Below are 20,283 nucleotides of genomic sequence, written 5' to 3' on the forward strand. Positions count from 1 at the left end.
ACACCCGCCAACCGCGGGCTTTGGGGGCGAAGTGGTTACCCGTTGTCGACGCACCGTACTGGCCATCGCACTGCTTTCGTCCCTGTCGCTGGCTGCCCTGCCTGCGCTGGCCGCGCCGCTGGGCAATCTCTCTACAGTGCAGGCTGCCCCTGGCAGTGGGGCAACCGCCTGGAACCTCACCACCGACAACGGCATGACCGTGCGCGTGGACCTGCTACGCAACGATCTGCTCCGCGTGCAGGCCAGCCGCACCGGCACGCTGCAACCGGCCGGCGACAAGGCCGCGCCCATCGTGCTGCCGCAGCCCGCCGGCGCAGTGCCGTTCACCCTTGAGGAAGATGCCGCCGAGGTGCGCATCCGCACCGACGCGCTGGTGCTGCACATCCAGCGAAAGCCTCTGCGGCTGGCATTGGACCGCCGCCAGGGTGGCAAGGACGTGCCGCTGTGGCGCGAACTGCAACCGCTGGATATGGACACCGCGCAGAGCGTGCAGGTGCTCAGCAGCCAGCCGGACGAGCAGTTCGTGGGCGGTGGCCAGCAGAACGGCCGGTTCGCCTTCAAGGGACGCGAGCTTGAAGTGTCCTATTCCGGCGGCTGGGAAGAGGGCGACCGCCCCAACCCCGCGCCGATGCTGCTCAGCTCGCGCGGCTGGGGCATGCTGCGCAACACTTGGAGCGATGGCAGCTACGACCTGCGCCAGGCCGACCAGGCCACGCTGCTGCATCGCGAAGACCGCTTCGATGCCTACTACTTCGTCGGCGGCGGGTTGCCCGCGCTGCTGGACCGCTACACCGCGCTGACCGGCCGCGCCGCGCTGCTGCCGCGCTGGGCGTTCTCCTACGGCGACGCCGACTGCTACAACGATGGCGACAACGTCAAAAAGCCCGGCAGCGTCCCCGAGGGCTGGAGCGACGGCCCCACCGGCACCACCCCGGACGTGGTCGACAGCGTGGCAAAGCAGTACCGCGCGCACGACATGCCCGGCGGCTGGATCCTGCCCAACGACGGCTATGGCTGCGGCTACAAGGGCCTGCCGGAAACGGTGAAGGGCCTGGCCGGGTATGGGTTCAAGACCGGGCTGTGGACCGAAAACGGCGTGGACAAGATCGCCTGGGAAGTGGGTACCGCCGGCACGCGTGTGCAGAAGCTGGACGTGGCCTGGACCGGCAAGGGCTACCAGTTCGCGATGGACGCCAACCAGTCCGCCTTCAACGGCATCCTGCACAACTCCGACTCACGGCCGTTCCTGTGGACGGTGATGGGCTGGGCCGGCATCCAGCGCTACGCGGTGGCCTGGACCGGCGACCAGAGCAGCAGCTGGGACTACATCCGATGGCACATTCCCACCCTGGTCGGCTCCGGCCTGTCCGGCATGGCCTACGCCAGTGGTGACGTCGATGCGATCTTCGGCGGCAGCGCCGAAACGTTCACCCGCGACCTGCAGTGGAAGGCGTTCACCCCTGTTCTGATGGGCATGTCCGGTTGGTCGGGCAGTGCACGCAAGCACCCGTGGTGGTACGACGAGCCCTACCGCAGCATCAACCGCGACTACCTCAAGCTCAAGATGCGCATGACCCCGTACATGTACGGGCTGGCGCACGAGGCCGCCACGACCGGCGCGCCGATCCTGCGCGCGTTGATGTGGGACTACCCGCAGGATCCGAATGCGTGGGACGAAACCTACAAGTACCAGTTCCTGCTCGGCCGCGACCTGCTGGTGGCGCCGGTGTACCGCAGCCAGGCCGCCAGCCGCGGGTGGCGCCGCGACATCCACTTGCCGCAGGGCCGCTGGATCGACTACTGGGACGGTCGCGCGCTGCAGGTAGATGCGCAAGGCCGCACGCTGGACCGCCCGGTGGAGCTGGCAACGATCCCGTTGTTCGTTCGCGCCGGTGCGATCGTGCCGATGTACCCGGAGATGCTGTTCGACGGCGAAAAGCCGCTCGACGAAGTGACTTTCGACCTGTACCCGCAGGGCAGTTCGCAGTACACGCTGTATGAAGACGATGGCAATACGCGTCGGTATGAGAAGGGCGAGTCCAGCCAGCAGCAGGTGCGCATGCAGGCCCCCGCACAGGGCAGCGGCCCGGTGCAGGTCAGCATCGACGGCGTACGTGGGCAGTACCAGGGCCAGTTGGCGCAGCGCCGCTATGCGCTGCGCGTGTTGAGCCGGCAGCGTCCGACGGCGGTGACCCTGGATGGCCGCGCGCTGCCGATGCTGGCCGACGCCGCCGCATGGCACAGCGCCAGCGAAGGCTGGTACTACGACGCGGCCGAGCGCCAGGGCACCGTGCATGTGCGCACCACTGCGGTGGACATCCGCACGCCGCTCGCATTCCAGCTCGACATTCCGCAGGCCGCTGCGCCCGCCGACGATGCCTTCCCCGCCGCGCCGGTGCTGGGCCGCGCGCTGCCCGCCGACAGCCTGCTGGTGGTCAACCGCCCGGCCGAAGAGCGCGGCTACGAACTGGAGAAGGCCTTCGACGACGACCCGGCCAGCTGGTTCCGCACCGTGCGCAACCAGGCCGTGCGTACCGGCGCCCACGAATGGGTGATCGGCTTCGGCGAACGCCGGCTGGTCGACGGCATTGTGCTGGCGCCGCGCAACGACCAGCACTGGAAGAGCGGCCAGGTTCGCGACTATGAGATCTATCTTGCCGACACCAACGGCGAGTGGGGCGAGCCGATCAAGCGTGGCCGCCTGGCGCTAAGGCAGGACAAGCAGCAGATCGACTTCCCCGCGCATGCCGGCCGCCTGCTGCGCTTCCGCGTGCTCAGCGTGCAGAACCCGGAAGGCGATGGCGTCGCCGGCAGCGACCCGATGGTCACGGCCGCGCAGGGCAACGTCGCCCGCGCGGTGGACGCCCTGCAGCCGCGCGACGTCGGGCCGATCACGCTCAGCACCTTCCAGATCCTGGAGCACCAGGTTCCGGAGCGTCCGGCCCAACAGCGTTACCTGTCGGAGCTGACCCTGCCCGCGGCCAGCACAGCGCAGGTGCGTGCCGACCTTGCCTTCCATGGCGGTCAGCCGATGCGCATGAACGGCCTGCTGTTCCGTCGTGGGCTGGGCGTCGGCCCGGCCAGCCGCATCGACCTGCAGTTGCAGGGTCAGTGGCGCCTGCTTCGTGCCGACCTCGGCATCGACGATGCCTGCCGCACGGCCGGTGGCATGCAGTTCCAGGTCTGGGGCGATGGTCGGCTGCTGTACGACAGTGGCCTGGTCAAGGCGCCGGGCGTGGTCAAACCCGAACTCGACATCCGCGGGCTGCAGACCCTCAGCCTGCGCACGCTGGGCGCACAGGGCGCGCAGCCCACGCAGGTCTGCGGCAACTGGGCCAACGCTGCACTGATCGGACAGGAGGGCGATACCGCCAGCATCGTATCGCCGTAACCCACCGCACGACGTTTCATACCACCTCACCCCACGGTAATCCGACTACGGCCTTCTGGCCGTGGCGCGGGGAACTGTTGCCCGAAAAAACCCACCCAGGCAGCCCCACGCTGCGGAAGTACAAGGAGCCAAAGATGTTGAACGCACGCCATCGCCGCATCCCCGCCACACCCTTGTCCGTCGCGCTGGGCCTTGCCCTGGCCGTGAGCGGCCCCGCCTTCGCGCAGGACGACGACACTGCCACCGACGCCAAGAGCAAAGCCAACGCTACCGAGCTGGCGCGCGTGCAGGTCACCGGCTCCAACATCCGCCGCAGCGACGTGGAAACGTCGTCGCCGGTGCAGGTGATCAGCAAGCAGGACATCGAGAACATGGGTGCGCGCACGCTGCTGCAGGTGCTCGACAACCTGCCGGCGGCACGGCCCGGCCAGCAGGATTCGCGTTCGCTGTTCACCGGCTCGGACGGTGCCTCGCAGGCCAACCTGCGCGGCCTGGGCGCGCAGGGCACGCTGGTGCTGCTGAACGGTCGCCGCCTCTCGTACTACGGTGCGCCGGCCGGCTTCCAGACCCAGTTCGTCAACATCGATGCCATTCCTGCCGCTGCCATCGAGCGGATGGAAGTACTCACCGACGGCGCCTCTGCCGTGTACGGTACCGACGCGGTGGCCGGCGTGATCAACGTGATCACCAAGCAGAGCTACCAGGGCGCGGAGGTCAACATCACGGCCGACCGTTCCTCGCGCATCGACTCCTACGGCGAGCAGCAGGGCAGCATCACCGCCGGTTTCGGCGACCTCGACGAAGACCGCTACAACATCTACGCCTCGGTCAATCTGTACCGGCGCAACGCGATTCCGCTCAGCGATTTCTACGACAAGCGGCCCAGCCAGTACTACGTCAACAACCCGAACTACATCACCAACCTGCGCCTCGGTACCGGCAGCAAGCCGGGCGTGTTCAACCCGGGCAGTTACTTCGCGTTCGATCCGACCACCAATGCGCTGGTCCGCGAGGCCGCACCGGGCTGCAACAACGTCCTTGCGGATGCGGCGGGCACACGCTGCATCTGGCAGACCTGGATGAACCGCGAGGTGGACGCCGGGGCGAAGACGGAGCGTGCCACCGCTTACATCAGCTCGCATTTCCTGATCGGTGACAGCACCGAGGCCTTCGCCGAAGTCACCTATACCGACATCGACCTGACCGCCAACGGCGGCACGCCCTCGGCCTACAACACCACCACCGGCAATCCGTCGAGCTGGTACTCGCGCAACACGGGTAACGTAGTCAATCAGTTCCTCACTCCCTACCTGGGACCGAACAACGTCTACAACCTCGCCAGCCCCGAGCTGAAGGCACTCATGGGCGGCGTAGTGGGCCTGAACTACCTCATGCAGGACGTGGGCGACGGACACTTCGGCCAACGCAACACCGACCAGAGCTACCGCGTGCTGGCCGGCCTGCGTGGCAGCCTGGGCGAAGACTGGAACTGGGAGACCGCGTTCGCCACCGCCGGCACGCACTCGGTGACCTACCAGACCGTCAACGTGAACCTGGACGGCTTCGAGCGCGCCTTCGGTCCGTACACCATCGACCCCGGCACCGGGCGGGTGATCATTTCCGACAACCCGGCCTATCAGTTCGGCGTGATCAATGAAGCAAACGCCCAGCTGATCCGCGAAGCGTATCCAACCTTCGACATCCAGTCCTGGACCCGCCTGCATACCCTGGATGGCAAGATCGAAGGCCCGTTGTTCAGCATGCCGGCCGGTGACGTGCGCGCGGCCTTTGGCTTCAACGCCACCCGCGAAACCTTCTACACCCCCGGCAACGAAGACGCGGCCAACGGCCTGATCACCCAGCAGGGCGGCTCGTGGTTCGATGGCAAGCGCAACACCTACGCGCTGTTCGCCGAAGCGGTGGCGCCGCTGACCGACAAGCTGGAACTCGACGCGGCGCTGCGCGTGGACAAGTACCCCAACTTCAGCGCCAACCTCGCCCCGAAGATCGGCCTGAAGTACCAGGTGCTGCCGCAGCTGCTGCTGCGTGGCACCTACTCCGAAGGCTTCCGCGCCCCCAGCCTGGCCGAAGCCGGCACCGGCGGCGTGTTCGCCCAGCTCGGTGGTTTCGAGGACGACATCCGCTGCGATGAAACGAACGCCATTGCCAACCTGCTGCGCCAGTCCAACCGTGCTGGCGACGTCGACCTGGGCAACTCGCTGCTCAACAGCGACTGCAGCCGCACCGTGGCGCGCATGACCCAGCCCAACCAGGACCTGAAGCCGGAGAAGGCGAAGATCTCCACGCTCGGCTTCGTCTACGAGCCGGCCAGCTGGATGTCGATCTCCGCCGACTACTGGTTCATCTATCGCCGCAACGAGATTGCCGCGCCGGATTACAGCAAGGAACAGGACATCCTTTCGATGACCCGCAACCCGATCAGCGACGCTGACCGGGCCAACGAGGCCGCGCTGGCCCAGATGTGTGCCGATCCGGCCAGCGGCGTCAGCTGCCCGGGCGCACTGCCGGGCTACAGCGTGGGCAACGTTTCCGCCGTGGTGGGCCAGTACAAGAACCAGGGCCGCACCCTGGTGGACGGCTTTGACATCGACGCGCGCAGTCGCTTCTCGCTGGGCGACTGGGGCTCGCTGAACATCGGCATGGCGGCCACCATCGCGCGGCGCAAGGAGGCCTACCTTAATGATGAAGACCGCTGGTACTACGGCAACACCATCGGCTACTACGGCAACCCGCGCCTGCGCGCCACCTTGAATGCCGACTGGAACTACAGGCAGGTCACCACCAGCTTCTTCATCAACTACGTGGGCACCACCAAGTGGGCGTGGGACCGTGTGGATGCCGAAGACAACAACCCGGACACCTGCACCGCCGGTTCGCTGCCGGTCAACCCGGCCCAGTGCGATGGCGTGCCATCGTGGTGGACCGCCAACCTCAGCGTGGGCTGGCGTCCGGATGACCACTGGAGCCTGGGCCTCACGGTCAAGAACCTGTTCGATCGCCTGCCGTTCTATGACCCGAACAGCTTCCTGGGTGACTCCAGTGACTATGCCAGCATCTTCGGCCGCAGCTACAGTCTGCAGGTCGGCTACAAGTTCTGATTGTTCCAACGCGCCGGCTCCGGTCGGCGCGATTTCAACGGGAGTATCGTTTCATGAAGCGTAGGGAATTCATTGCCGCCAGTGCGGCCCTGGCCGCCACCAGTCTGTTGCCGGAAACCCCGGCCTGGGCCCGCGGGCGTACGCTGCGGCTCGGCCTGATCGGTACCGGCATGCGCGGCCAGGTGCTGCTCAAGGAGCTGGTGCGCCGCGACGACGTTGAAGTGGTCGCGCTGTGCGACATCGAACCGATCATGCTCAAGAAGGGCATGGACATGGTGGCCAAGGCCGGCAAGCCCGCACCCAGGGCTTACGGGCAGGACGGCGACCGCAACGCCTGGAAGCGCCTGCTCGAGCAGCGCGGCCTGGACGGCGTGATCATCGCCACGCCGTGGGAATACCACGCCCCGATGGCGATTGCCGCAATGCAGGCCAAGGTAGCCGTGGGCTGCGAAGTGGTCGCCGGCATCACCCTGCAGGACCACTGGGACGTACTCAAGACCCAGCTCTCCACCGGCACGCCGTACATGCTGCTGGAGAACGTCTGCTACCGCCGCGACGTGATGGCCGCGCTGCAGATGGTCCGCAAGGGCGTGTTCGGTGAACTGGTGCACCTGCAGGCCGGTTACCAGCACGACCTGCGCGGGGTGAAGTTCAACTCCGGTGATCCGTCCCAGCCTTACGACAGCGGTGTGGAATTCGGCCCGAATGCCTGGTCCGAAGCGCGCTGGCGCACCCAGCACTCGGTGGACCGCAATGGCGAGCTCTACCCCAGCCACGGCATCGGCCCGTGCGCCATGTACACCGGCATCAATCGTGGCAACCGCTTCACCCACATCAATGCATTCGCCAGCAAGGCGCGCGGGTTGCACGAGTACACCGTGGCCAAGAGTGGCGGCACCACCCACCCCAGCACCCAGGTGAAGTTCAAGCTGGGCGACATCGTCACCACCACCCTGGCCTGCGAGAACGGCGAGACCATCCTGCTGCAGCACGACACCTCGCTGCCGCGTCCGTACTCCATGGGCTTCCGCGTGCAGGGCACCAAGGGCCTGTGGATGGACGTGAACCAGTCCATCCACATCGAAGGCCGCAGCCCGCCGCACAAGTGGGAGGCGTTCCAGACCTACCAGGACCAGTACGAGCACCCGCTGTGGAAGCAGCACGCCGACACCGCCGCCAGCGCTGGTCACGGCGGCATGGACTGGTTCGTGATCCACGCGTTCGTGGAGTCGCTCAAGGCCAAGGCGCCGATGCCGATCGACATCTACGACGCCATCACTTGGAGCGCGATCACGCCGCTGTCCGAGCAGTCCATCGCCAACAGCTTCCAGACGCTGGAGTTCCCGGACTTCACGGCAGGTCTGTGGAAGCAGCGCAAGCCGATCTTCGCGTTCGACGGGACGTATTGATTGAAGGGTGCCCAGTGCTCTGGAGCGCTGGGCACCCCAATGCGCACCCTGATACCGCGCAGCCACGCAGGGCGTGGCTGTACCGCCCGATCGCGCACAACGCGGTAGAGCCATGCCCTGCGTGGCTGTGCGGTCAATTCGGCGAAACGGGGGAAGATGGTGCGCCCGGAGGGATTCGAACCCCCGACCAATGGCTTCGGAAGCCACTACTCTATCCGGCTGAGCTACGGGCGCATCTTGAAACCGCCGCAGCGCCATGCGGCGGTGCGGGACGGGCATTCTATCCGTAAACGCGGCGCAGGTCTGCCCCCTCGGCCCAATCGTGTCGCAGCGCACCCCGTCGGGGGCCTTGGCGGTATCCTTTACGCATGGCTTACGAACGTTTTGACGCCCCCGCCGGCGCACCGCCGTCGCGTTGGGGCCAGTACTGGAAACTGATGCGCGCCGATCGCCCGATCGGCACCCTGCTGCTGCTGTGGCCCACCTGGTGGGCGCTGTGGCTGGCTGCCGGCGGCCTGCCGCCGCTGTGGATCCTGTTCGTGTTCACCGCCGGGGTCTGGCTGACGCGTTCGGCCGGCTGTGTGATCAACGACTACGCCGACCGCTGGCTGGACCCGCACGTCAAGCGCACCAAGGACCGCCCGCTGGCCAGCGGCCGCGTGTCCGGGCGCGAGGCGCTGGTGCTGTTCGCCGGGCTGATGCTGGTGGCGTTCGCGCTGGTGCTGACCCTGAACGCCCTGACCATCGGCATGAGCTTCATCGGCATCTTCCTGGCGGCCAGCTACCCGTACCTCAAGCGCTACACCCACCTGCCGCAGGTTTACCTGGGCATGGCGTTCGGCTGGGGCATCCCGATGGCGTTTGCCGCCATCCAGGGCGAAGTGCCCGTAATCGGCTGGCTGCTGTACGGCGCCAACATCCTGTGGTCCACCGCGTACGACACCTGGTATGCCATGGTCGACCGCGACGACGACCTGAAGATGGGCTCGCACTCCACCGCCATCCTGTTCGGCGACCTGGACCTGGTCATCCAGGGCATCCTGTACGCGCTGTTCCTGGGCACCATGGCGCTGGTCGGCGTGCGCAGCGGGTTGGGGCTCTACTACTGGCTGGGCGTGGCCGTGGCCGCCGGGCTGATTGCGTACGAATTCTGGATCGCCCGCAAGCGCGAGCGCGACCCCTGCTTCAAGGCCTTCCTGCACAACAACTGGGTGGGTGCGGCGTTGTTCGTGGGTATTGCCGCCGCATTGGCACTGGGCTGACGGTCACCCGGGCAGGGCCCGGGTGCTACCAATAGGTCACAGACAGCACCGCCGGCCTCCTGCACACTGCCCGCCATTGAACCTGGGAGGGTAGGGCATGGCCACTACGGCATCGGCGGCAACGCAGGACGGCTGGATGGCGCGCGCGGCGCTGCGTTCGGCGGCATGGGCAGAAAAGTGGTTCCCAGACGCCTACGTGTTCGCGGTGCTGGGCGTGGTGATCGTGGCGCTGGCCGCCATGGGTTTCGGCGCCACCCCGCAGGCCACCGCCAAGGCGTTTGGCGACGGCTTCTGGAGCCTGATTCCCTTCACCATGCAGATGGCCTTCGTGGTCATCGGCGGCTATGCCGTGGCCACCGCACCGATCGTGGCCCGCTTCATCGAGCTGCTGGCCCGGGTGCCGCGCACCGGCCGGGGCGCGGTGGTGTATGTGGGCCTGGTCAGCATGCTGGCCTCGCTGCTCAGCTGGGGGTTCTCGCTGGTGTTCGGCGGGCTGCTGGTGCGGGCCCTGGCCCGCCGCGAAGAACTGCACATGGACTACCGCGCTGCGGGTGCCTCTGCGTACCTGGGTCTGGGCGCCGTGTGGGCGATGGGGCTGAGTTCCTCGGCCGCGCAGCTGCAGGCCAACCCGGCCAGCATGCCGCCCGGCCTGGTGGAGATCACCGGTGTACTGCCCTTCACTGAAACCATCTTCCTGTGGCAGTCGATCGCGCTGACTGCGGCGCTGATCCTGGTCTCACTGCTGATCGCATGGCTGACCGCGCCCGGCCCGGCGACGGCACGCACCTCGCGCGACTTTGCTGGCGCGGCCCAAGCCGAGCCGGAGCCACTGCAGCCGCGTACGCGTGCGGGCGAGTGGCTGGAATACAGCCCGCTGCTCACCGTGCTGCTTTCGCTGTTGGCCTTCGGCTGGTTGTTCAGCGAGTTCGCCAGCAAGCCGGTTGTTACCGCCATTGCCAACCTCAACACCTACAACTTCCTGTTCATTTCGCTGGGCCTGCTGCTGCACTGGCGTCCGCGCAGCTTCCTCAACGCAGTGGCCAAGGCCGTCCCCAGCACCACCGGCGTGCTGATCCAGTTCCCGCTGTATGGCGGCATCGCCATGATCCTCACCCACGCCGTGGGCAGTGGCGGCGAAACACTGGCGCACCGCCTGTCCACCGTGTTCGTGCATATCGCCACCACCGACACTTTCGCGCTGGTCATGGGCATCTACTCCGCCGTGCTGGGCTTCTTCGTGCCGTCCGGCGGCGGCAAATGGATCATCGAAGCGCCGTATGTAATGCAGGCGGCCAATGAGCTGAAAGCCCACCTGGGCTGGGCGGTGCAGGTCTACAACGCTGCCGAGGCCCTGCCCAACCTGATCAACCCGTTCTGGATGCTGCCGCTGCTCGGCGTGCTGGGCCTGAAGGCGCGCGACATCGTCGGTTTCACCTTCATCCAGTTGCTGGTGCACATCCCGTTGGTGCTGGGATTGCTGTGGGTGCTCGGGATGACCCTGACCTATGTGCCGCCGGTGATGCCGTAGGCGGTATCTGCCGCCCGCTCACTCCGGCGGCCAGTCATGCGCGCGCGACAGGACCGCGTGCAGCACGGCCTGCACCTGCGATTCCTTGAGGTGTCGGCGCAGCAGGGGTTCCAGCCGGTCGCGCAGGTGTTCGTGGAACAGGATGCGGGGGCCGGCGTGTGCTTCGGCCACCACGACGTCGATCAGCGCGCCCATGGATATGCGGTCGGCCTGGTGCCGGGTCGCACCGAACAGGCCTTCCAGCACCGCCAGGCCGCATGACGGCGGACGTCCGCTGCCGCCGCCGTGCAGTGACACCTGCAGCGCGGCTTCGAATGCGTGCAGTGCGTCCAGTCGCATCTGGCCGGCGGGGCTCAGCAGTACCTGGTCCAGGTTGTAGCGACCCTGTTCGATCAGGTGCGGCTCTTCCCCTGTTTGGCCAAGCTGGTGGCGCAGGCGGGTGTACATCTGGTTGGACTGCTGCCCGACTGCAGAATCGCTACGCTCATCCGGAGCGAATACCTGGTAGTCCAGCGGCTCCTCGTGCACTGCCGGGGCGCGCTCGCGTGTCCAGTGCCGCACGCGCAGGTCTTCGGGGTTGAAGCGGTCATCTTCCAGCGCCAACTGGCTGACCGCGTCGCGCAGCAGGGAGTAGCGATGCAGGGTGCTGCGGTAGCGCGCACTTGCTGCGGCCTGTTCACCGGTAAACGCCGCTTCCGACGCGATGGCCACCTGAAGCCGCTGCCCGAACTCGGTAACGCGGCGATGCAGCAGGTCGCGCCGCCGCCGGTGCAGGTCGATGTCGTCGCCGTGCGTGCCCAGCGTCCAGTCCGGTGCGAGGTGATCGCGGCAGGCGTGGAAGTCATCTTCCGCACGTTCGGGCAACAACCCCTGCAGGCGCCGATCATCATCCGCCAGCGCGTCGCGGTTGACCTGTACCGACCCAGGCAACCACCCCTGTCCGGGTGCTTCATTCATCCCGCTGGCATGGAAATCCACGACCAGTGCCGCGCGCTTGTCCGGGTGGGGCGCATTGATCAACCCCACCGCGCGCAGCCGTTCGGGGTCCGACAGCGGGCGGTCCACGTACAGCAGGCTCAGCCGCGCATCCTGCGACGCTGGAAGGTCGCCATGTGCAATCACCAGCTCAACCTGCGGTGAGATGCCTTCCCATGCCCGTTGCGTGGACAGGCCGCGACTGTCGTAGCCGGTCAACTGCGTCTGCAATCGCCCGTCGGCATGGAGTGCACGCTGGTAGTCCTCCGCTTCCTTCGGGGTTTCCACCAGCAGCGTGCCGCGCAGGTTGCGCTCTGCCACCCGGATCAAGCCGTGGAAGTGCTGGCCTATGGCGGTGGCCACCTGCGCCTGGCGCAGTTCGCGTGGGGTCGCCTCGGCATCTGCCGGCATGTCCCGGCTGAGCACAGGGAAAATCGCCCCGCCATCGCGCCACGCAGGCACCACTACGCCGTCGGCCACCGCATGCTCGGGTGGGTAGTGGTACAGCGGCGCACCGGGGTCCAGGTCTGCCGAGGGCAGCAGGATCGGCTGCGAACTCAACGTGAGCCAGGTCGAACGCGGCAGGCAGCGACGCAGACGGCGCAGCAGGGCCGGCGGGCTTTCCCAGAAGTTCGCGTCGACTATCAGCAGGATCTCCGTACCGGCTTCCTCTGCAGGCGTCGGCAGGGCGGCCTTGCGCCCCCAGCCGCGAAACACACGCAGCGGAACCTCATGGGGCGAGCTGGCATGACCGGCGAGAAACTCGGTGAGCTGGTCGGTTGCCTGCGGGCCCGGCCTGCGCTTGTGTTCCTGTGGCGCTGGGGTTGGGCGTGCCACCGGCAGCAGTATGCGCAGCCCTTCGAATTCGGGGTCTGTACGCAGCGCGTGCAGCAGCCAGTACCGCGCGCGCTGCAGCCCGCTGCCGGCGGCCAGGCACAGTTGACCGCCGCCTCGCCTGCCGGCGGCATCGCGGGTGCGCAGCGCCTGCAGCGCGTGCTGCACGGCAAAGAATTGCCCGGGCCGGGCTACATAGCGGCGCCCATGCGCGCCGGTGTGCAGGAAGCCGCGCAGCAACTGCAGGAACCGCGCCGGCCCCAGTACCCCGTGCAGCAGCTCGGCATGGGCTGCCCACGGCGGGTCCAGCGCCACCTCGGCGAAGGGCACCGGACGGTCGCGCAACTGGTCTACCGTCTCGCGGCGCCAGCCATGTTCCCGCCAGCGCATCCAGCCATGGGCCGGCGTGCCCACGCTGGCATAGCAGCCGCCGCGCCGGTCCAGGCAGAGCAGCAGTTGCGCGTGCAGCGCTGGCCGATGGGAAACAAAGGCGGTCTTGCCACGCCACAGGTGGGAGATCCCGGCAGCGGCGGTGCCCCAGCGCTTTTCCCGGTCGCGCTCCACGCACGCCAGCACCACCAGCGGAATGCCATTGACGTAACCCACCAGCTCGCGAATGTCGGGATCGAGCGGATCCGGATACGGCTCCGCATCGGCCACGTCCCAGTGGTTACGCAGCACATGCTCCCAGTCGATCAGCGGAACCAGCACGTCGGTGCTGCTTCCATCGGGCAGCTGTTGCACCGTACGCGCGCCTTCCACCAGCAGACGGTGAACGGTCGCGCTGGATGCTTCCCAGTCAAGGCTGTGACAGCAGGTATCCACCACGGAAATGATCTCGTGGAAGCAGTCTGGTGATAACGACAGCAGCTCGCCGTTGCGCTCGAAGCGGAAGCGCCGCAGCCACGGCAGCAGACGGTTCTCGAGGAGCGTGCTTTCCGGGATTCCGCGAAGCGGGCGCAGCTCGCGTGCCTCCAGGTAGTTCCAGCCAAGCCGACGCAACCAGCCCAGCGCTGAGTGGCGAACACCAAATCTGCCGTGGTTGACGCTCATGCGAGCACCTCGGGGACACAAAGGCGGATACGCGTGTCCGCGACGACGAGATCTTGGGGGGCGATGTTCATGCGGACAGTGTGTTCGATCACATCCATCTCACACTGTGTGCATCATTCCGAATCATGCGTTCGATGTGCAGACAACGGAACGCGTTCTCAATCCATTTTCAAATTCGAATAGAGAACGCCAATCGGTCGCACACATATGCGTCGTTTCAGGCCAGTTTTGAAAACTCGCGCTCCAACGCGTCCAGTTCTGCGTTCAACTCCTGCTGTATCGCTGCAAATGTCGCTTCCAGCGATGCGCGCCGCGAGCGCAACGTGGCCAGGTCGGTAGCAGCGTGAGCCGGTACCGGCCGCACGTAACGCGCAATGCTCAGGTTGCCGTGGTTCGCGGTGATCTCATCGAACTGTGCCAGATGCGCCAATCCCGGCACGTTGGTGCGTTCTGCACACAGGCGCAGCAGCGTGTCTGCGGCCTCCATGCCCAGGCGCGGACCGCGCTTGCCTGCAGTGGAAGGTCGGCGGGCGTCGATGAACAGCACCGCTTCGTCCTTGCGTACCCTGCGCAGCACCAGCAGGGCTGTCGCCACCGAAGACCCGGCAAACAGACGGTCGGGCAGCCCGATCACGGTTTCCACCAGGTTGGCGTCCAGCCACGCCTGGCGTATCCGAGCTTCCTCGCCGTCGCGGAACAGCACGCCGTGCGGCACCACCACTGCCATGCGACCGCGCTGGGGATCCAGCGTGGCCAGCATGTGCTGGATCAGCGCCGCATGCGCCCATTGGCGGGGCGCGGTGCCGTGCAGGAAGCGCAGGTAGGGGTCGTGCGCCGCCTGCGCGGACACCCATTTCAGGTGCAGCGGCGGACAGGCCAGCGCCACGTGGAAGCGTTGCAGGCGGCCGTCTTCCAGCAGCGGATCCTCCAATGCGTCGCGCGACCGCAGGTGCGGGTTGTCGCTGCCATGCAGCAGCAGGCGCAGGCGTGCAACGGCACACAGCAGCGGGTCGGCCTCCTGCCCATACAACGGGTAGCGGTAAGCCGGGCTGGTCTCGGCGTCCTCCTTTCGCATCTGGCGAGTGGCGGCCAGCAGCAACGTGCCCTGCCGGCAGATGGGGTCATACACAGACTCGCGGGCGTCCGGATCGGTGAGAGCCGCCATCAACCAGGCCAACGCATCTGGTACCTGGCCCGCCTCAACCGGGCCGCGCCCAGCCACCGGGCGGTTCAGCAGACCCTCCACCGCATCGCTGATGCAGGCATTGCCGAATCCGGGGTGCCCACGGAAATCCAGCGCGGGCAGGGCAAGGCGTTCCAGCAGGTGCAGCAGCACCTCGTCACGGCGGGTCTCATCGGAGGGCAGCGCATCGACCAGCTGCAGCGCGGGGAAGATGCCGCCCAGCTTGCGTGGGTTCGCCAGGGTGAAGACCCGCAGCGCTGTCATCACCCGCAGCCCATTACCCTGTGCGTGGCGTTGCCGGTAAAGCGTCTCGAACCGCGCATGTGCCGGCACGCAGAACGGCACGGAACGCAACCGGTCGAACGGTGCCTGTGCAGAGGGTGGGGTGCAGCCCTGGTGCACGTCGCTGGCCAGCTTGAGCAGCAGAAGGGAAAGAGTCAGATGCGTGTCGGCATCAGGCCGCCTTACCTCGCCGAGCGCGTCACGCGCATGCACCAGAGCGGCCAGGGTGGCCGGAGTGTCGGTTGTCATCATCGCGTGTACGGAGTGATCGGATCGCCGAATCTACACCCGGATTCTTGATATCGGAAAACGGGATAATCCCCTATGAATCATGGACATAAAGTGCATCAGCGGGTCAGCTGGAGGCGCCGCCGAGAAGGCGGGCCGCATAGCACGAGACCTCCTCAGTGCGCGCTGCGATCAACTGCTCGCAGTGGGATCGTTCAAGCAGCGCGGCCCTGGCGATGGTCAAGATTCGCTGCTGTTGGAGCAGCGGCGGCAGCCTCATCGGCAGGTTCTCGACTGAGGCCTTCCGCAGGCTCTGTTGGCGTGATCCAGCCGATTTCCTGCGTAGATACTCCTGTGCCGGTGGTTGATTCAACTGCCAGGCGATGAACGCAGGCAAGGCCCTGGAGGCATCAGCTACCCGAATCACGTAGAGATGTGGGCTGCACACCGTCCTCTCCGGCGGGTCGGTGAGCAGTGCTGCCATCGGGCGACTACCCCGTGCTGTAAGCACCACGTCTCCATCCTTCACCCAGTCTGGCGCTTTTCGGTTGCTCAGATGCGTGCGAATCAGGTCAAGCACATCGTCCATGCCATTCATGCCGACGTTCTTCAACTGGATGACTCGCACCGATCCATCCGAGGTCGTTCTGATCGCTCCGCGAAAGGGATGCCCCTGGCTGATGCTGGCGATATCTCCCAGCCTTGCGCTACCGTGTGAAGTGTTCATCGCAGGGAACATGCGCGGCACCCCGAGGGGCGTCAATGTGCGTATCTGCACCATTTCAGATGATGCGAATTCAGGTGCTGGAACTGGAACCTGCTTGGCGCTTTACTGATAGGGCCCGTGAAATTGATTCCCTCACTGCCCAAGACGGCATCAATCGGACTTCCATGGCTTGCGCAAATCGAGGGCTCGTGGATTCGCGCGGAGCAGCGCATTCATACTGCTGACTTCGGCGTAATGCGGACAGGGGCATGTGTGCATTCCATCGCGGAATGAGGCTTTTCCTGGATCGCGTAAGCCCCTGAAAACACCGTGTTTGGGATCGAATTCATAACTACGTTTGACAAATTCGTATGAAAATTGCCACACGCTCTTAACCGTGCCCTGCACAGCATTACCGTGACCGCGGCATCCCGCCCGCGGCTTCCGGAGATCCGAGATGGCCCAGCAGCGCAATCAGAGTTCCCAGCAGAACCAGCGTGGTCAGCAGGAGGGGCGCGGACGCGACCAGCAGCAGCAACAGCAGCAGGAACAGCAGCAGCGCAACCAGAACCAGCAGCAGGGCTGGAAGGACGAAGAAGAGTGACGGCTGGCTGTAGCGCCGGACGATGAGGCCCCGCTTCGGCGGGGCCTTTTTTTGTACTAGGATCGCCGGGACCAGGGAATGCCGGAATCCTTCATGTCCATGCAGTCGGCTCTGGAGGAGCTTGGACTCTATGAATAGCCAGTAGATCAGGTCTGAGCTCTACCCGGCCCCCGCCATCAACTCGTCCTCAACCGCAGAGAACCGCCCAAGGTCGAACGTATCCAACCGCATCGCCTGCGCGGCAGTCGAGAAGGCCAGCGTAGCCAGCACCCGCTCCGGATGCTGCGCCCACGGCGGCACGTAGCGCGGTGGGGCGATCAGCCCAGAGGCGCGATACGGCGCCAACGTGACCAGGTCACCCAGGTCCACGCGCCCGCAGAACAGCAGCCTTAGCGTGTCGCCGCGATTCTCATGCAGGGCGCGCTTGATGAAGGCGGTGACCAGCAGCAGGCCTTCCAGATAGGCGCCGTCCTTGGTGAAGCACACCTTCCCTTGCACGTCGCCGCCGCGGAAGATGCGCGCGGCGCTTCGGTAACTGTCTTCCTCAGATTGGCCGGCGGCCAGGAAGGCCTTGAAGACATCGATGAAGTCCGCGCCTTCCAACGCTTCCTGCAACCGGACCACGCGCAGCGCAAGGCGGCGCAGTCGATTGATGTCCATCGATCCGGTGATGATCTCCGAGAAGGTCGCCAGGCCTTCCTGCGTACGTGTTGTACGCGGCGAGCCTGTACCCAAACAGCGCAGCCACGGCTGGTGCTTGCCGTTGAGCAGCGTGCCGGCGTGGATGAAGGCTTCGTGTTCCACCAGCTGGTCCAGGTCCAGCTGCGAGAACAGGGCATCCGCGCGCAGGCGGATGACCTTGCTGCCGGCGGCGGCCTTGGAGGCCAGTTCGGTGTCCAGCACCACCTTCACTGGGTCGTCGGTGAAGAAAGGATCGATGCGCTTGCGCAGCATTTCCGAGAAATCCGGTGCGGGAATGTCGTAGGCAATGCGGGGAACGTACTGCGAACCCAGCAGCTGATCGGTGATGGCCAGCATCTGCGCGGCCGATTGCGCGGTGGTGATGGTCTGGGACCGGTACTGGGTGCTGGGGTGCCCGTAGAGGAGGGTGGAACACGCAGTGAACCGCGGCGTGCCGATGCTGGAGAGCATGCGCGCGGCCACGCGCATGCTCCACGCGGTGCGGTACAGCCAGTCGCCTACTGGGTGGCCGCGGTCGAGGTGCTGCAGGATGTCATCCAGTGCGGCAATGGTTTCCGCATGGTCCTGTGGCTGGGTGGGCGGGGACGGCATTTCCGGCTTTCCCGCCCGCCAACTTTCCAGGAAGCGGGTTTCCATCTCGATCGGCCACGCCAGCCCAGAGAGGATGCGGATCCTGCTGCCCAGCTTGGCCAGCCGGGCGTCCACCTCGAGCAAGGGGGAAAGGGAAGGGTCGTCCCGGGTGGGGTCGGTGGCGGGTGCGGCGGTCAGCAGTTCCACGGCGGGCAACCTGGAGTGGGCTGAAGCCACTGTGTTGCCGGGGTGCCGACCGCGCAACGGTCCTTCTACCCGTTGCGGCTCAGCAAATGTACTGGCTGCGCAGGTGAATGCGGGCAGGCAACGTGTTCAGGCGGGTCCGGGCGCGGTGATCTGCCAACCTTCGATGTCATCGGCCAGCTGGCCGGTATCTACATCGCCCAGCGTCGCCACGATCCCGCGTGCATTGGGCAGCACCTTCTGCTCCGGAAACCAGTGCCGCGTGGCATCCACGACGATCAACAGACCTTCGTCGTCGCCCAGTGCGGCAAAGTGCGGGGTTGGCGGGCTGAACGGCTGCAGCCCGAATGCAGTCCCGGCGCGGGCGGTCAGTGCGGCGACATCGGCAGTGGGCAGGCCCACTTCGCTGACGCAGGTCAGCTCGCTGCCGTGGAACGCGCCAGTTCGCCCGGAGGCAGGCAGCCGCCGCCGTCCAATCAGTTCCAGGATCAACCCGTCGGGGCCGTCGTAGTAGATCGACTCCGACTCCCATCGCCCACCGAAGGTGAAGTGGGCTTCCCCTTTGGCATTGCGCTGCAGCGGCGAGCGTTCCAGCAGCCATGCGGTGGCGGCCTCGAAGCGGTCGGCCGGGACGTTGAAGGCAAGATGGACACCCCCCACCGGGTCATTGCCCGCGTCCCGCAGCTGCAGCGCGGTCCAGCCGATCTGCACGGCAGTGCCACGTAAAGGCAGTTGCATGACCTCGCCGAACCACGCGGCGACTGCGGCAACATCGGAGACGGGGAGCTGGAGAACGTTGATGCGCATCGTGCCAATCACCAGAAACAGCGGCGGGTGTCAAAGGGCTGACATCGCCAGGGAAGACAATAAAAGCACACGCATTACAGTGTGATGAGGTTCACGTAAATCATGTGCCTTACATCACGCATGGCATGCCAGACCTGCGATGTAGCGGATATGTGAACGCCAACGCATTGGCGCGTCGCTATGCTACGCGACCCGGCGTAATGTGATGTACGCCACGACACGAATCAGGAGGATCCGTTGTCCCATCATCGTTCCATGACCCTGCTCGCCGTTTCGCTGAGCATCCTGCTGGCCGCGTGCAAGCCTGACGCCGCCCCCATTGCGCCTGCAAACGCCGCCCCACCGACGACCACAGCGTCCACCGTCGCCCCCGAAGCCAGCGAACCTGCCGCACCCGGAGCGGCCAGTACTGACGCGAGCGCCAACTGCGCCCACGCAGACTTCGACGCCTTCCTGCCGCAGTTCGGTCGGGAGATCGCCCTGCAGGAAAAGTCCGTGGCCGACCCGCTGGTCAGCGAACGGTACGACACCCAAGGTGACGAGCCGAAGCTGGTCAGCGAGCAGGTGCCGCTGGCCGACGTGGCCTGGCCGGTCATGCCCAACCCGTCCGGTTTGAAGGACATGGGTCGCGAAATGCAGGTGACAAAACAGGACGACGGCACCATGAAAGTGCTGATCCGCACCCCTGACACCAGCAACCAGCAGTCGTACTACTTCGCCCAGCGACCGTGCTGGCAGTTGGTGCGCATGACCGACGAGTCGATCTGAGTTGTTTGACCGCGCGAGCACGCGCGGTCGTTTCCCACAACGGAGCCTGTGATGTCGAACCTGCGTTTCGTTCCGGCGCTCGCCCTGTTGCTGGCCGCGTGCAGCGCGCCTTCCGGTCAGGCGGTTTCCACCGCTGCGCCGGAAACGGCTGCCGCGCCCAAGGCCGCAGTTGCAGCCACCCCTTTACCCACCCAGCAGGAAGAAAAAGGCATGCACAAGGAATGCCCAGGTGCACGGTTGCACCTGACCGCGTTGCCGGCCCAGGACGGGCAAGCCACCCAGACCCGCCTGGAGATCGAAAAGGACGGCCAGCGCCGCACCATCGACGCTCCGGCGGAAATGAGGGGTTACACCGCCGTTGGCCTGGCCTGCGTTGAAGACCAGCAGGGCACTTCGTATTTCGTGGTGCAGTACGGCGAACTACCGTACGGCTGTGCGTTCTGCGAATGGTTCTACCTGTACGACGCCAACGGCAAGCAGTTGACCCACAGCAACCCGCCAGTGCGCGGCGAAGGCGAGTCGCAGTCGCCCAACAACGATGAGTACTCGCAGCTGATCGCCAAGCTCGGCATCAAACACCCGGAGGTGGACGACATCGAAGACTGAAACACTGGAGCAACACCCTTTAAGGAAAGCCCCTTTCTCACAGAATGGATAG

At 66.0% G+C, this 20,283-nt stretch carries 13 protein-coding genes and 1 tRNA gene; 8 read left to right on the forward strand and 6 right to left on the reverse strand.

Annotated features, from left to right (window positions below):
* The first annotated feature begins 31 nt into the window (after positions 1–31).
* The 3 genes from RYM47_RS00855 (at position 32) to RYM47_RS00865 (ending at position 7,919) form a co-directional block, all read left to right on the forward strand.
* On the forward strand, positions 32–3,391 hold the full coding sequence (locus RYM47_RS00855; protein WP_315385431.1) for a TIM-barrel domain-containing protein: 3,360 nt from the start codon (positions 32–34) through the stop codon (positions 3,389–3,391).
* 134 nt (positions 3,392–3,525) lie between these two features.
* The gene (locus RYM47_RS00860) at positions 3,526–6,510 is read left to right on the forward strand and encodes a TonB-dependent receptor (RefSeq protein WP_315385432.1); all 2,985 of its coding nucleotides are present in this window, start codon (positions 3,526–3,528) and stop codon (positions 6,508–6,510) included.
* Positions 6,511–6,563: 53 nt separating this feature from the next.
* Positions 6,564–7,919: a Gfo/Idh/MocA family oxidoreductase gene (locus RYM47_RS00865; RefSeq protein WP_315385433.1), complete on the forward strand. Its 1,356-nt coding sequence runs from the start codon at positions 6,564–6,566 to the stop codon at positions 7,917–7,919.
* Between the two features lie 157 nt (positions 7,920–8,076).
* On the opposite strand, the gene RYM47_RS00870 is transcribed toward RYM47_RS00865, so the two are convergent.
* Positions 8,077–8,153 (reverse strand) — tRNA-Arg (locus tag RYM47_RS00870).
* Positions 8,154–8,287: 134 nt separating this feature from the next.
* Here RYM47_RS00870 and ubiA point away from each other — a divergent pair.
* Together ubiA and RYM47_RS00880 are read left to right on the forward strand one after the other, a co-directional pair.
* On the forward strand, positions 8,288–9,181 hold the full coding sequence (ubiA, locus tag RYM47_RS00875) for a 4-hydroxybenzoate octaprenyltransferase (RefSeq protein WP_315385434.1): 894 nt from the start codon (positions 8,288–8,290) through the stop codon (positions 9,179–9,181).
* 97 nt (positions 9,182–9,278) lie between these two features.
* Positions 9,279–10,709, forward strand: a complete 1,431-nt coding sequence (locus RYM47_RS00880) for a TIGR00366 family protein (RefSeq protein ID WP_315385436.1) — start codon at positions 9,279–9,281, stop codon at positions 10,707–10,709.
* An 18-nt stretch (positions 10,710–10,727) separates the two neighbouring features.
* Here RYM47_RS00880 and RYM47_RS00885 read toward each other — a convergent pair whose 3' ends face one another.
* The 3 genes from RYM47_RS00885 to RYM47_RS00895 all read right to left on the reverse strand — a co-directional run bounded on the left by RYM47_RS00885 (position 10,728) and on the right by RYM47_RS00895 (position 15,991).
* Complete coding sequence (locus tag RYM47_RS00885) at positions 10,728–13,571, reverse strand: type I restriction endonuclease (protein WP_315385437.1); 2,844 nt, start codon at positions 13,569–13,571, stop codon at positions 10,728–10,730.
* Positions 13,572–13,788: 217 nt separating this feature from the next.
* The gene (locus RYM47_RS00890) at positions 13,789–15,285 is read right to left on the reverse strand and encodes an N-6 DNA methylase (protein ID WP_315385438.1); all 1,497 of its coding nucleotides are present in this window, start codon (positions 15,283–15,285) and stop codon (positions 13,789–13,791) included.
* 106 nt (positions 15,286–15,391) lie between these two features.
* On the reverse strand, positions 15,392–15,991 hold the full coding sequence (locus tag RYM47_RS00895) for a restriction endonuclease subunit S (protein WP_315385439.1): 600 nt from the start codon (positions 15,989–15,991) through the stop codon (positions 15,392–15,394).
* Between the two features lie 436 nt (positions 15,992–16,427).
* On the opposite strand from RYM47_RS00895, the gene RYM47_RS00900 reads away from it, so the two are divergent.
* Complete coding sequence (locus tag RYM47_RS00900; protein WP_171966802.1) at positions 16,428–16,574, forward strand: hypothetical protein; 147 nt, start codon at positions 16,428–16,430, stop codon at positions 16,572–16,574.
* Between the two features lie 159 nt (positions 16,575–16,733).
* On the opposite strand, the gene RYM47_RS00905 is transcribed toward RYM47_RS00900, so the two are convergent.
* Both RYM47_RS00905 and RYM47_RS00910 read right to left on the reverse strand, forming a co-directional pair.
* Positions 16,734–18,053: a flavohemoglobin expression-modulating QEGLA motif protein gene (locus RYM47_RS00905; protein ID WP_315385440.1), complete on the reverse strand. Its 1,320-nt coding sequence runs from the start codon at positions 18,051–18,053 to the stop codon at positions 16,734–16,736.
* 126 nt (positions 18,054–18,179) lie between these two features.
* Positions 18,180–18,857, reverse strand: a complete 678-nt coding sequence (locus RYM47_RS00910) for a VOC family protein (RefSeq protein ID WP_315385442.1) — start codon at positions 18,855–18,857, stop codon at positions 18,180–18,182.
* Positions 18,858–19,112: 255 nt separating this feature from the next.
* On the opposite strand from RYM47_RS00910, the gene RYM47_RS00915 reads away from it, so the two are divergent.
* Together RYM47_RS00915 and RYM47_RS00920 are read left to right on the forward strand one after the other, a co-directional pair.
* Positions 19,113–19,625: a hypothetical protein gene (locus tag RYM47_RS00915; protein WP_315385443.1), complete on the forward strand. Its 513-nt coding sequence runs from the start codon at positions 19,113–19,115 to the stop codon at positions 19,623–19,625.
* Positions 19,626–19,676: 51 nt separating this feature from the next.
* A complete protein-coding gene (locus RYM47_RS00920; protein ID WP_315385444.1) occupies positions 19,677–20,231 on the forward strand; it encodes a hypothetical protein in 555 nt (184 codons plus the stop codon).
* Positions 20,232–20,283 lie beyond the last annotated feature (52 nt).

Origin of the sequence: uncultured Stenotrophomonas sp. (genome assembly GCF_963519125.1) — a bacterium.
Classification (GTDB): Bacteria; Pseudomonadota; Gammaproteobacteria; order Xanthomonadales; family Xanthomonadaceae; genus Stenotrophomonas.